General features: G+C 41.3%; 7 protein-coding genes. All 7 read left to right on the forward strand.

Annotated elements, in window-relative coordinates; all coding sequences use genetic code 11:
* The first annotated feature begins 55 nt into the window (after positions 1-55).
* The 7 genes from ONT18_RS16875 to ONT18_RS16905 all read left to right on the forward strand — a co-directional run bounded on the left by ONT18_RS16875 (position 56) and on the right by ONT18_RS16905 (position 14,505).
* On the forward strand, positions 56-628 hold the full coding sequence (locus ONT18_RS16875) for a DUF3575 domain-containing protein (RefSeq protein ID WP_437181579.1): 573 nt from the start codon (positions 56-58) through the stop codon (positions 626-628).
* Between the two features lie 23 nt (positions 629-651).
* A complete protein-coding gene (locus tag ONT18_RS16880; RefSeq protein WP_264907196.1) occupies positions 652-2,070 on the forward strand; it encodes a DUF3868 domain-containing protein in 1,419 nt (472 codons plus the stop codon).
* Between the two features lie 243 nt (positions 2,071-2,313).
* Positions 2,314-4,101, forward strand: coding sequence for an Mfa1 family fimbria major subunit (locus ONT18_RS16885; protein WP_264907197.1), 1,788 nt, complete (start codon positions 2,314-2,316; stop codon positions 4,099-4,101).
* A 41-nt stretch (positions 4,102-4,142) separates the two neighbouring features.
* Positions 4,143-5,225, forward strand: a complete 1,083-nt coding sequence (locus ONT18_RS16890) for a FimB/Mfa2 family fimbrial subunit (protein WP_264907199.1) — start codon at positions 4,143-4,145, stop codon at positions 5,223-5,225.
* Positions 5,226-5,270: 45 nt separating this feature from the next.
* Positions 5,271-6,731 carry a fimbria major subunit gene (locus ONT18_RS16895; protein ID WP_264907201.1) on the forward strand — a complete coding sequence of 487 codons (1,461 nt, stop codon included), beginning with the start codon at positions 5,271-5,273 and terminating at the stop codon, positions 6,729-6,731.
* A gap of 65 nt (positions 6,732-6,796) precedes the next feature.
* On the forward strand, positions 6,797-8,251 hold the full coding sequence (locus ONT18_RS16900) for a fimbrial protein (protein WP_264907202.1): 1,455 nt from the start codon (positions 6,797-6,799) through the stop codon (positions 8,249-8,251).
* A 197-nt stretch (positions 8,252-8,448) separates the two neighbouring features.
* Positions 8,449-14,505: a T9SS type A sorting domain-containing protein gene (locus tag ONT18_RS16905; protein ID WP_264907203.1), complete on the forward strand. Its 6,057-nt coding sequence runs from the start codon at positions 8,449-8,451 to the stop codon at positions 14,503-14,505.
* The last annotated feature ends 66 nt before the right edge of the window (positions 14,506-14,571 follow it).

Below are 14,571 nucleotides of genomic sequence, written 5' to 3' on the forward strand. Positions count from 1 at the left end.
ATTTATATAGTAAAAGCGAAAAAAAATAGACTTAACTAAACTCTTTTAATTGATGGTGAAACGATTAATTTTAGCTTTAGTGTTACTCATATTTGTATCGCTAGCTAATTATGCGCAAAACACGGGAGTCAAGTCCAACCTCTTATATTGGGCTACAACAACTCCTAATCTCGGTGTCGAGACTGCCTTAGGCAAGAAGCATACCGCTCAGGTATTCTTTGGCTTCAATCCTTGGAAACAGTCCGGTGGCGACCAGTCAAGCCTTCGTCATTGGCTTTTGCAACCAGAATACCGTTACTGGTTCTGCCAGAGCTTCAATGGCTGGTTCTTGGGTGTTCATGCCATGGGCGGACAGTTTAATGCAGGAGGAGTGAAGTTACCCCTTGGCATATTCAAATCACTACGCGACCATCGCTATGAAGGATGGTATGTAGGTGGTGGTGTGACCGCTGGTTATCAATGGCCTCTTTCCAAGCACTGGAACCTGGAAACCTCTGTAGGTTTCGGATATGATTATATCCAGTACGACAAGTTCAAGTGCGGTGCCTGTGGCGAGAAGGAGAAGTCATCTCATGACAACTACGTGGGTCCTACCAAGGCAGCCATTTCTCTTATTTATATGTTGTAACTCATTAAACATAATCTATGAGTATGAAAGATTTTAAGAACTACATATTATTATTCAGCTCTCTTTTGATGGCTATGCCTCTTGCAGCTCAGGATTGCAAGAGTCTCAAATTGGCTGCTGAAAAGATTCAGGTATCTAATGTACAGATGTCTCATCATAATGACCTGGTTACGGTTGCGATGGATCTGAATCTTGATTCCCTGGATCTCCCTACTAACAACCAGCTTGTGTATACTCCGATGATCAAGCATAAGGGAGAGTTGCTCAAGATGCCTGAGATTGTTATCAACGGTAGAAGACAGCAGATCATGTTTGACCGAGGGGTTGGAAAGAAACAGTTGCAGCTTTCTCCTCAGGCTTTCGTGGTGAAGCGAGACAACAAGAAGCAGCAGACCGTGAAGTATCTGGCATCAGTTCCTCTGTCTTCCAAGGTAAGGAACTACGATCTCGAAATTCACGAGGACCTCTGCGGTTGTGGTGATCTGCAGGATGGCAATGATTTCACGGTTTCTCGCCGTCGCCAGCCTGTAGCTTCTTTCGTCCGTCCGGAGGTAGAGGCAATCAAGGTCCGTCATCTTGATAAGCGTGCTTATATTGATTTCCCGGTAGACCGCATAGAGTTGCATCCAGATTATCGCCGTAATCCGGAACAGTTGGATAGCATCATCCGCACCATCAATGCATTGAAGGAAGATAAGAATCTCGAAGTGAGCGGCATCAATATTCATGGTTATGCATCACCGGAGAGTCCTTACACCCATAATGATTATCTGGCAAAGAACCGTGCCAAGACGCTGACCGAATATGTCCGCCGAATGGTGAAGTTGCCAAACAACCTCTTCACGGTTTCTTCTACTCCAGAGGATTGGGATGGTCTGATAGCTTATATTAAAGGTAGCAACCTGGAGCATAAGGATGCCATTCTGGCGATTATTGCCGATAAGAGTCTGAATCCGGATGCCCGCGAGTTGAAGATTAAGAAGCAGTATCCTTCAGAGTATCGCTTTATGCTCGACACCTGGTATCCAGCCCTCCGCCATTCCGACTACCACATTACTTATAAGGTGAAACCTTTTGATGTGGAAGAGGCAAAGGAGATCATCAAAACCAAGCCACAGCAGTTGAGCCAGGAGGAGATGTTCATGGTAGCCCAGACTTACGAGCCAGGCAGCAAGGAGTTTAATGATGTGATGGAAGTAGCTGTCCGCATGTTCCCGGAGAATGAGACAGCGAATCTGAATGCAGCCATAACCCGCTTGAATGCCGGTGATGCAGATGGTGCGAAATCATATCTCGACAAGGCAGGAACCTGTGCCGATGCCCAGAATGCCCGAGGTGTCTATGAGATGCTGAAGGGCAACGAGAAGCAAGCTCGTTATTATCTGGAGCAGGCAGCCAAGGCTGGTGTTGCTTCTGCAAAAGAAAATTTACAGAATCTATAAAGTTATACATACTGTCTGTTTAGGATAATATAGCTGTTCCTTAGAGTCAGGGCACTGCCCTGACCTGGGACAGTCTCCTGAACCAGGCATATTTTTTCTAAGTACAAATATAGAAAGTACCTCAAATATAACGTATTAGATGAATTGTAAACCAAATATATAATAATGTAATATAATTAGATTTTTAAGAGCGGTTATAAATAAAGAAATAAAATATTAATAACAACAATAATAACGAATAAGATGAAGAAAACTTTATTATTTTCCGTTGCATTGGCAGGGCTGATGCTCGGTTCTTGTTCAAGTAGCGATGATCTGAATGGTGGTGGTAACAGCACAGGTTCTAATCAGAGCGGTAGTGGCTATGTTTCGCTTTCATTGAATTTGCCTACACGTAGTGGTTCTATGAGTCGTGCTGAGAACGACAATTTTGATGATGGACTTGCTGACGAGTATGCTGTTAAAAATGGTACCTTGCTTCTGTTTGAGGGTGCTGATGAGGCTAATGCAACATTTGCTGGAGCATACGTATTAAAGAATTTGAGTATGAACTTGGTTGGAGCTACAAATGATAATATTACAACCACAACCAAAATTACCCAAAAAATCAATAATGGTTTAAGTTCTGATACTAAAAGTTTCTATGCTATTGTTGTATTGAATAACAATGGAACACTTGCTGTTGATGAAACTAATGCTACCTTGAAAGTAAATGGTGAAGATTTTCCTCCAACTAAGAAAATTTCAGATTTGCAAAGCTTAGAGTTAACAAAGAATGCTTCTGCTTTTAGAACAACAGGTTTCTTGATGATGAATGCTCCTTTGTCAAGTGTTAAAGGTGGAGAAACTTCTCCAACTGGTGCTACAGTCTCTGTTGCTTCAAAGATAGATAAGGATCATATTTATGCTACAGAGGCTTTGGCTAAGGCTAATTCTTCTGCAACTATTTATGTAGAACGTGCATTGGCAAAGGTAGATGTTATTGCTTCAAAACCTACAGGTAATTTGGATGATGCTCCAACTGTACCATATACTGTTAAGGGTTGGGTATTGGATAATACCAATAAGAAGACCTATTATTTGAGAAATACTTCAAAATTTTCAGATTGGCTTTCTTTGAAGACTACATCATCAACTCCTACAAAGCCTTATCGTTTTGTTGGTGATAATCCTATGGAAAGTAGTGTTCAGTTGTATCGTACATATTGGGCAAAAGACCCTAACTACGACGTTAAGCCTAGCACCCTATCTGACCATTTCAATACAATAGGTAATACTGCGCCTACATCCTTGAATAATCTCGGTGAACATGACTACTGTTTGGAAAATACCTTCTCAGTTCCTCAGCAGAATCAGGATGTAACTACACGTGTTATTATTGCTGCGCAGCTTAAAAATGATGGTAAGACTTTCTATGTAGTTAATGACAACGAGAGTCAGTTGCTTGATGAAGTTAATATGAAGAAGGCTGTTAAGAGTGCATTCTTGAACAATACTGACGTACAAGCATGGATTAATACAGGCTTGAAGGATGGTAAAAAAATTGATGAAGGTGATTTGGATGTTACTGTTGCTAGTACAGCAGGTAATAACGCACCTACCATTTCTGTCAATGCTACAGGTGATGCTAAATATACCTCTGGTGCAGCCCCAACTGTGACCACAGATATTACAAACATTATGAAAGCAATCAAGGTTGCTACTTATGAGAATGGTATTTCATACTATCCTGTAAGAATTAAGCATTTTGGTGACGAATTGACTCCATGGAAGAAGGGGGAAACTCCAGAACCAACTGTAAGTCTAGGTGCATATCCATCCACTAAGCAGGCAGAAAATTATCTTGGTCGTTATGGTGTACTCCGTAATAACTGGTATACTATTGACGTGACAGGTATCAAGAAACTTGGTTCCCCAGTTGTTCCTGAGGTTATTGGTGATCCTGATGATGAATTGGCTGCTTACATCTCTGTCAAGATCAACGTCCTTTCATGGGCTAAGCGTACACAGGGAGCAACTCTCGGTGAGTAATATAAAACGATAAATATAGAAAACAATAATTGATTAGCGATATGATAGCGCAGAAGATAAATAAATGGTTAAAGGGTGTCATGGCAGCTGCCATGACCCTGACCGTCGCGACCTCATGTCACGATATGTGGCACCAGGATTACAGCGACTGCCCTAATGGTGTATATGTGAAGTTTAAGTATGATTATAACCTCCAGCGTGCCGACATGTTCAACGACCATGTTGGACAGGTAACGCTGTATGTATTCGACGAGAACGGAAACTATATAACCCAACAGACCGAGACGAATTCTGCGCTATCATCGCCTCTCAAAGACCCAAATTATGTGATGCACGTCGAGAACCTGCAGCCAGGTAAATATCAGCTCCTTGCCCTTGCCGGACAGAATGCATACGCCGACCAGTTAACTTCAGGCCGCGCCAAGTTCGTTCGTACCGCTCCATCGGCTACAGCAGATAAGATGCAGAAACTGGAAGTGAATCTCGATCATGAAAATAGGGGAGAGTATGATGAGGTTGTCAACAACAGCCTTCCTCTCGATACCCTCTGGCATGGTAAGCTGCTGGAGGCAGTAGAGGTATCATCCTCAAAACCGTCTTATGCAACCATCCCTCTGGTGCGTGATACCAAGAAGATCAATGTGGCGCTTCGTGACCTTGACTCTCCACAGGATATGGATGTCAACGACTACACGATGACCATCGAAGACCATAATGCCCGCATCCTTTGGGATAACTCTCTCGATGAGAGCCGTAAACTCATTTATACCCCTCATGCTACATGGAATACGGTAGATGAGGACGAGCAGGGCAAGATAGCCCATGCTGACTTTATGACTTCCCGCATTCTGAAGCACGAAGATTACAACCAGGATGGCCGACTCCTCATTAAGAGTAAGGAGACCGGAAATACGGTAGTCAATGTAGACTTGCCAGACCTCTTGAGTCGTCTTCGTACAAGCGAGGAGTACAGTTACAGTGCACAGGAATTCCTAGACCGTGCCTACGATTACAAACTTCAGTTCTTTATTCAGGGTGGCAAGCTCAAGTATTGCTACATCACCATCAGCGTGAATGTACTGAGTTGGAGTAAGCGCATCCAGTTCGAAGAACTCGAAAAATAAGTTCTACCAGGTTTCATGGTAAGCCGATAAAAATAAAGATAGTGTATGTTTAAGATGAAAACGATAATCCTCTCATTGCTAACCCTTTTGCTGGTGATGTCGTTCGCATCCTGTGCGAGCGACACTACTAGCGATTTGCCTGTTGAGAATGACAATAGCAAGGTGTTTTTGTCAGTTTCAATAAACGTAGCTGGTGAGGAATCAGAAACAACAAGAGCTGAAGATTATATTTTTGAACCAACACCTTTTGGAGGAGAAGATGGTAATGGCGATCATAAAGGCGAAACTTATGAGCGAACAGTAAATAATATGTCAATGTTGTTCTTCCATTCTGAGAAGGAAGATTTGACAGATGGCGATGTTACTATAGATAATGTAATCTATTTTCCAACTGTAACTCCTGATGGCAAACGTACTATAGCAGTTGAAGTTGATCCGAAGTTTTTGAAAGATACCAGTCTTCGTTTCCTGGTCATCGCTAATGTTGGTGATTTGTCAGATTATCGTGGTCGTAAGTTATCAGCAGTGCGAGATCAGTTGATTACTGATGTTTTTAAGCGCACCGATGATGCTACCTTTACCAAAAAAGGAGAATTAAGCGGCTTTTCAACATTCGTTATGTCTTCCCGTGGACAGAGCTCTTTAACCATAAAGTCTGGTAGTGGAACAAAAAGTGACCCTTACCTTATCAATCATGAGATAGAGCGTTTGGCTGCAAGAATAGATATTATGCCTCATGTGCAGCGTTATAAGTTAGATGATAAGACCCACCATTGCAAATATTGCTATAATGTCACTCAGGGTTCTGACGTAATTGGTGGCTTTGTACTTGAGTACGTTCGTCCTTATAATGTATTAACTTCTAAGGAATATGTCTTTAGACGTACTGCCACGGATAATACATTGTCTAATTTGACGTATCTTGGTCTGGAAAAAGAAGATGGAAATAAGCAGAATACTAATTATGTGGTGGATCCTACCTCTCTAAATAAGAGCGAGGCTACTTTTAAATATCCTAAGAATACAAATGAGTATTGGGAAAAGGATTCTTATGATCCTTTTTATCAGACTCGTGATGCAGGAAAGACTCATACGTATTCTAACAATCCTAGGGCTAGTGCTGAAAATCCCTACAATCCGGAGACGGCTTATTATATCCTCGATTACGTAAAAGAGAACACCTCTTTTGATAATAATGAGAAATATGCTACAGGTCTTGTCTTTAAGGGTAAGTATTATGAGGCAGAAGACTGGGATGCAGCAAAAAAAGAGCCAATAGCTGGTCATGAATCGAAAGGTAAAGATAAGGCTTACACCTACGTCATTCGCCATAGCGACCCAACGGGAAATGGTACAACTAATGATATAATGCATTACGGCATAGTCCGCAATAACATTTATCGAGTTCGTATCGATGGAATTACCGGTAAGGGACCGGATGGAATGAAGGTAACCCTCAACGTGAGAAAATGGGCAACCTATACTCACGAAGAGACAACAATGTAAAAACGAAACAAATAGATAAACAGAAAGTATAGTTTGAAATTAAACTTTCAGAGAAAATGAAAACGATGAAAACGATACATACGGCATTGATTCTGATGGTGCTAGCCTTTTTATCGGCTTGCTCCACAGATAGTGCTGACCCTATACAGGGAGGCAGTGGAGGCGATAACACAGGCGACAAGGTTACCGTCCACATGACTCTTTCTACAGCTCCTTCTTCAGGAACCAGAGCTACGTTGTGGAATGATGGCGTAGATGCAGAAAACATGAAGAGCTGGGTAGTAGCCTTTGTGAAAGACAACAAGGTTGTTTCTTTTGTAGAGAATACGGATGTATCGGCTAATAATCGCATTAAAGATGAAGTCACAATCAAGGATCTTCCTAAAGGAGAAGCTACCTATCAGGTTTATTCCTTCGCCAATCTAACAGCAACAGAACTTGGCATCTCAAAAGATGCAACCGTCAAATTTGATGATAAGAAATGGAAGATGGATGGTAATGGCTTCGATGTTACTACCAAAGGCATTCCAATGAGCAATAAGCAGGAAGTAACGATAAATGCTTCTGGTAAGCCAAGCATCACTGAACTTTGGGTAGTAAGAATGCTGGCAAAGGTTACACTTCGGTTTAAGAATCCAAGTGCTACTGCTTTGGAAATCAAAGATATTACACTCAGCGATATAACAAAGAACAGTAGTGAGAATGGAGATGCAGAAAACATCATGTTGCTGCCAAAGCATTCAGATGCATCATCTGGTGCAGATAAAGATAAGGTTACATGTACTCCAAATCTGGCAGAGCAGGCTGCAACGCAGAATTATACTTATAAGCTGTCTTCATCAAAGACGATACCGGCAAGTATTGATACTTATAAGCCAGAGAATGAGATTTCGTTTTATGTAAATGAAAGCGCAGCGGGCAATACTTCCAAGTATTTCATCATCAACCTGAATACATCAGCAGGAGTCAAGCGTTACGCCCTGTTCCAGGATTGGACAACGATAGCTCGAAACGACCATCACATTCTGCCAATCTCATTAGATGATTACAAGTTGAAGTTTGATGTTCAGTCCTTCTCTGCCATTGGTCTCTATCCATCCATAACAGATAACGGAACCACTCTTTCCTATACCTGTTATTATCCGGAAGAGGAATTCCATATCCAGCCAAAGGTTGTAAAAGCAAGTGACGACTCCGAGGTTTCCGGCACCATCGACTATACCCAAGTAACATGGGAGTTAATCCAAGAAGATGGTATGACTGATGAAGCTGCTGCCGAAGCTAATGCCAAGAAGGTGTTTAAAATACCTCCAAAATGGGATGCAATTACCGGCTATTTCGAAGGAACCTTTAATGATGATGCTGCCGACAAGCAGCAGGCACTCTATAAGGTTACAGTCCCAGTACCGGGCAAAACAGACAAGTATCTTACATACAAGATACTTTTCACCAAGGATTTGAGAAGCTTTGCTGCTCGTAAATATACGAGACAGAGTTACTATTTCAGAACAAAACAATAATACTTATATTAAAAACATTGAAGCTTATGTTTAAGTCTAAGATTTTTAATAGTGTAATGAGATATATGTTGGTAGCAATGCTTGCATTGCTGCCAAATACTATATGGGCTGGTGAAATTTATACGAACAATGTATTTTTGATCGATGTAAACCGCGTATCTATTGATATGCAAAGTATCTTTGTTGGTAGTGATAATATGGCAAAATATAATTATATTGAGTTTTATTTTCTTGACAAGTCTGATGCTATTGTAGATCTAGGTAATATTAAACTCGGTTTGTGGAATCAGGAATCTAATGATGCATACTCGGATTTTAATGGTGGTGGCTTCAAGAAGACCGTTAATTATTTTCTTTTTTACAAAGAAAAAAATCAATGGGGATTCGATAATTTGTTTAGGTTAAAGATAAATACTACAGGTGTAAATCTCTCTGGTTATAAGTTTGTCGTAAAGGCTTCTAATACGAATAATTTTGAAACAGATAAGACAACGGCAGATGTTACATATACTTATCAGCTTTATTCTCAGAGAGATGTTGATGCTGTAACTTTCACCAAGGCAACTGATCCTACTTTGGTGAAATCTGCTTATGCTTTAAAAGAAGGAAACAAATGTATCTTCAGTGGTGCTTCTGTATATGATGAAATAAAAAAGATTTTAGAAGTTTCGTCTAAAGAAGATATTAAGGACTTCTATATACGTTGGACTATAAAGCATACAGATGACTCCAAAGTAGATAATCTTACTGTCTCTTCAGGAAAAATACAGAAGCGTAATGATTTTGACTATATTTACTTTAATAATACAGGTTCCTCAATTCAAGCAAAAGACTTGGATGTTACCTTAGTGTTGCCTAGTAGTGAGTCTTGGGATAACATAAAATTATCTTTTGTTATTTCCAAAAATGTCTCTGAATTGACTACTAAATATGGTGTTGTTGAGAAAGAGCCAACTTTGGATGCATTGTATAATATTACGTTGGAAACAAAGTACAACATGCCTTTCAATCATTATGTAGACCATGCTAATACTGCATTTGACGAAAAGGGTATGCAGCAGACTGCTGAATGGGAGTACTATGTCTATGTGAAAGATGCTAATGAGCAAGTAGAGTTAGTGCTGCCATTCGACAAATATGAAAATGGAATAGGATCGGGATCGCCACTTGAGCCACGAGGTTATTTCAGATGGTATGATTTTAAAACAGATAAAGCTAATGATAATTTAAGTCCAGTTACAGGGACCGGAGCATCAACTCTTCTGAATCATATTGTATCGGGAAGTAATGATTATGGCCTGTTTGCTTTCAATATTCCTCAAGACCCTGTTAGTAAGAATGTTGGTGTTACATATACTGCACCTGCAGGAGCTTCATCTGATGAATGGGCTGGTGAAGATATTGCCTGTGATATAAGCCGTTATATTGATGGTTTGGATGCAACAAAAACTTATCTGGTACACGAGCCTACGCTCTCTATCAGATACATTTTCCATATCCGTTCTGCCAAGCAGTTAGCAGACAATATTATGAATACGGCTATTGGAAAAAATACTCAAAGAGCAGGTTATAGAACTTATGAGGATGGAAAGTATTTGACTGTTGGCATGAAGGATGCAAGTTCTACTTTGACACTTCGACTGGATTTATCAGATGCAAAGAAATATTATTTCCATCCATTGGCTGATGGTATATATGAGAACGATGGAGCTTTTTCGGGTTTCACTAATCGAGTATATTATGTAGATGAAAAGGACAAACTCGTAGAATCCAACTTCGATAAAACAAAATTATGCCATGCAACTAAGATAGAATGGTGGGCATATGATAAGACCAAGACCTATTGTCTATGGTTAGGTACCAAGACCGACCGTTTCTTTGATTTGAAGATGAATAATCTTAACACAAGCTGGATGTCTGTATATAAAAGTGGGGCTAATAAGACTTTTACATTTACCTATGGAGATCCTGTGTACATCGTTGCATATGCTATGGATGATGAAAATCACCGTTGTCCAATTGCCAACTTTGATGTTCGATTTATGAATAATCATCCGATGACTAAAGAAGAGATAGTTAAAGAAGGTTTGAATAATAGACTGATTAGTTATCTTGACGAGCATTATAAAATGGCTACTAAGCCAATTACATTTGATGATGATGATGTAGAACAAACATTGGCAGCTCCTACAACTCCAGATAACAACCAGGACCGTTTACCATCTAAATGGGATCGCCGTGCTTATAGTTTCGTATATCGTGATTTGATTGACTACGATGCTACTAATTATAATGGTTTGAATAAAATCGGTCATTCTCCACTTCATGGAGATTATTGCTTGTATAAGTCTGCCAATGTTAATGGTATTTCCGGTAATGGTGGGTCACTTAAAGATGGATATCTTTGGTGGCAAAGTGGAATGTTACATGATAAGACTTATGAGATAACCAATGGTTCTCAGTATGGCCACTTCCTCTATGTGGATGCATCAGACGAAAGTAGAAAAATCGCCGCTGCAGATTTCACGGCAGATCTCTGTACAGGACAGCAACTTATCTTCACAGCGGGTGTTGCTGACATGACTAAAAACGAGGGTACTAAGCCACAGATTATGTTTAAACTATTTGGTGTTAAAAGAAATGTCAATGATGATATTGTTGAAAAACACCTGATACATAGTTTTGCGTCTGGTGATTTTAAGACTAATGTAGAAGACTTGAAACCGGCAACTTGGTACCAGGTATATGGTAAGATTACTTTGCAAAAAGAGTCAAATGTAGAGCAGTATTCAGATTTCCGACTGGAGATTGATAATTACTGTAGCAATACTGATGGTGCCGACTATGCCGTAGATGATATCCGTATGTATCTTGCGCCGGCTAAGGTTCAGGTGATTCAGGAAAAGCCGGTATGTAACGGTGCTACAACAGGAAACATCAAACTGAAGATACGTGCTATCCACGAGACCTTGAATGCGATTTTGGGACATAAAGATACAAAGATCTATTTCAGATTTGTGGGTGAAGATGGAAAACCTGTAACGGGCGATGGATTTTATTCATACACCTTAACGGATAAAAAGAATGGTACAAAGAATAATGTTCCTGGCACAGAATATGGTACTGTTGATGTATACGATTCAGAGGAAACCTGTAAGAACTTTGAAATCGATGGTACTAATATGATTGAGCAAGATAGTGAAGGTGAAACCTATATTGTTATCAGCAATAAGGACTTTTCTTTGACTACGGGTAAGAAGTATTATGTATCTGTATCTACAGAAGATCCTGTCAAGGGAAATGCTAATTGGGGCACACCTGCTGAAGTCTGCTCGGTATACAGTAACTGGTTTGAAATGATTAGCCAGCATCCAGTCATTACGGATACAGATGGTAAGATCGTGACGGATTATAAGATTCCTTGCGATAAAACTGACAACTATGAGGTTACTATCAAGGGACAGTTGACTACAACCGATCCTAATAGTGGCGGTAAGATAACATTGGATAATGTGGAGTTCTTCTGGTATATTAATGATCCTGCAGTAGCTTCCAACAAGCTGAACGAAACAGCCAGCAACACAATCACTATCAGCAAGGAAAAGCTTCCTTTGGGTGAAACACATAAAATCTTTATGTTGCCAAAAGGAACTGAGAATTCAGATGGTTATATTCCATACGAAATCAATGGTAAGACCTATCTGTTGTGTTCTGCTGCAACACCCGTCCAATTGCGTGTCATGAAGGATGGACCGCAGCTTAACTTCGGATTCAACGATGTGGATTATCCATTCAAGGCTTCTGATTATGAGGCATCGCTTCGCATCGGTTTGCCACAGCTGAAGAAGTTGAAGAATACAGGGTTCCTGGAGATTCCTCTTCATAGTGCTACTATGGGTGATGGAAATGCTATCACTTCGCCACTTACCTTCGTCGATGATAGTGGCACTTCTGCAATTACTTCAGATAAGGTAATGGTAGCATACACGAATGACCCGTTATGGACAACTGCCATGCTGAATACCCAGGTTGCCACATTGCAGAGTACAGAGTTGCCGGCTATAGATAAAACGACTCAGGCTACCCTCAATATCAAGTTCTCTGATGCTGCCGTAGAGAATTTCCATGAGGGATATTACTACGAGCTCAGATTTGCCTTCGAGCAGAGAACAGCTTCTGAGGGAACTACTAACTGCCCTGGCGAGTCTTATCTCAAGTTGAAGATTGTACCGGAGTTCGTAACCTGGACACCAACAGCAGATGGCGGTATGAATGCCAACTGGAATAATGATGATAACTGGCATCGCTCATCTTCTACAGAATTGTATGATGATAAGTATACAGATTATCTGGCTTATGGAAGCAGTATGTCGGGTACGCCAACTTCTGCAAAGGATATTCCTACGCTGAACAGCTATGTGCCAATGAAGTTTACCAAGGTAACTATAGGCAATCTGAATGGTTTGCCATTTCCTGACCTCGGTAATGTCGTTTACCGTAGCACCAATAAGATTGCTACCAAGCTGACCAATGGCAAGGGTAATGAGGCTACGAAGTATATCCAGTATGATATTATGACTTACTGGGATGAAGCAGCTGCTGATAAGGGATTGGAAGCAGGTAATCTGAAGTGTGAGAAGTTCTATGGCAATACCTGTCATCAGATTTACTTCAAACCTCAGGGCGAGCTTCGCGACCAGTGCTATCTGATATATGACAAGGCTTGGGTAGAGAAAGAGCTGGAACCAAATAAGTGGTACACCATGGCTTCGCCTCTGCAGTATATCTACGCCGGTGATATGTATGTGCCAGCAAAGGATGGACGACAGGAAACCAAGGCGTTTACGGATATCACGTTTGATACGAATGTATATAGCCGGAGCAAGTATCCGGTTTATCAGAGAGCTTGGATGAAGAGTGATGTGAAGGAAATCACCCCTGATGATAAGCATAATGCATATCATTATCCGGATGGAGCAGCTCCAGGTGATGTTGATATGAATCTCGGCTACTGGAGCCACGTATATAATAAGGTAGACGAGAGCTATGCCGCAGATGGAACCTTCGGTGGTTTCTCTATCAAGGCGGGTAATGCCCTCCTGCCGAAGGATAAGACTACAAAGGCGCTCCTCCGTTTGCCAAAGGCTGATACCGAATATCAGTACTTCGATTATAATGGTAATGAGAACTCTTCAAGCAAGACTCGGGTTGCGAAAGATGCTGGCCATGGCAAGTTTCTCGTAGCTTACAGTAATGAAGAGAAGACATTCGCAGAGAAGACCCAGGCCTTGGGAACAGATAACGCCAGCGGATTCTATCTCGTTGCCAATCCATATACCTGTTCTATCTCGATGGCTAAGTTCTTCGAGGCCAATACTGGTTTGCAGAAAGCTATTTGGATTGTAGAGAATGGTGAGGTAAAGGCGATTTCCAATGAAGAATTGGATAAGAAAAACTACGCTATCCAGCCTACCCAGTCGTTCTTTGTTAAGAAGAATACTGGCGCTGCTATTAGAGAAGTAAGATTCACTTCTACGATGTGTGTTGACCGCACCATTACTCCTGGCCTGCTGATGGCATCTGACTATGTCAAGAGCATTGAAGCAACGACAGAGAATTCCAACGGCCAGACGTCTAGGGCACGCATTGCTTTGCGTCCGGAGGCTTCTGCCGACTATGATGACCAGGAGGATGTGGATCTCTTGTATGATCAGAACCTCAAGGATATTCCGCAGGTTTATACCGTTGCCGGCAACGAGGCGGTGGCTGTGAATGCTGTTCCTGAGTTGTCCTGGATTCCACTCGGTATCGTGAGCCAGCAGGCTGAAGAGGTTTCACTTACCCTGAAGGGTGTGAACAAGCTCGATGCTCCTGTTTATCTCTACGATGCTGCATCGGCAAGCTTTACGGAAGTTCATGATGGCGAGGCTGTGAAGGTGAAGGCGGGTGACCACGGAAGATACTTCCTCACCCAGACCCGTACCTCAACCGGCATCGACCGCATGGAGGCTGAAGAGCAGAGTGCACCGGTGAAGGTTTACTCACCAGCTGCAGGCATGATCGTTGTTTCTGCTCTGGGTAGTGAGAAACTCGACAGGGTTCAGGTATTTACATTGGATGGCAAGATGGTTCACAGTTATCAGTTGCCTGATAAGCAGAGAATGATTCTCCGTGTTCCATCCGGCATTTACATCGTGAAGGCATCTACCCAGTCCTGTGCTCAGGCTAAGGGTCAGAAGATTTCAGTAAGATAGTATATTCTGGTTTTTAAATATCAATACTTATTTTTTTATAATCCTTTTATACCCACATTATCTGAT

The organism is Segatella copri (genome assembly GCF_026015295.1).
GTDB lineage: Bacteria > Bacteroidota > Bacteroidia > Bacteroidales > Bacteroidaceae > Prevotella > Prevotella copri_C.

Excerpts from the sequence above, each read along its gene's own strand:
- ONT18_RS16900 (WP_264907202.1), top strand. The coding sequence starts at position 6,797 with ATGAAAACGATACATACGGCATTGATTCTGATGGTGCTAGCCTTTTTA.
- ONT18_RS16890 (WP_264907199.1), top strand. The coding sequence starts at position 4,143 with ATGATAGCGCAGAAGATAAATAAATGGTTAAAGGGTGTCATGGCAGCT.
- ONT18_RS16895 (WP_264907201.1), top strand. The coding sequence starts at position 5,271 with ATGTTTAAGATGAAAACGATAATCCTCTCATTGCTAACCCTTTTGCTG.
- ONT18_RS16885 (WP_264907197.1), top strand. The coding sequence starts at position 2,314 with ATGAAGAAAACTTTATTATTTTCCGTTGCATTGGCAGGGCTGATGCTC.
- ONT18_RS16905 (WP_264907203.1), top strand. The coding sequence starts at position 8,449 with ATGGCAAAATATAATTATATTGAGTTTTATTTTCTTGACAAGTCTGAT.
- ONT18_RS16880 (WP_264907196.1), top strand. The coding sequence starts at position 652 with ATGAAAGATTTTAAGAACTACATATTATTATTCAGCTCTCTTTTGATG.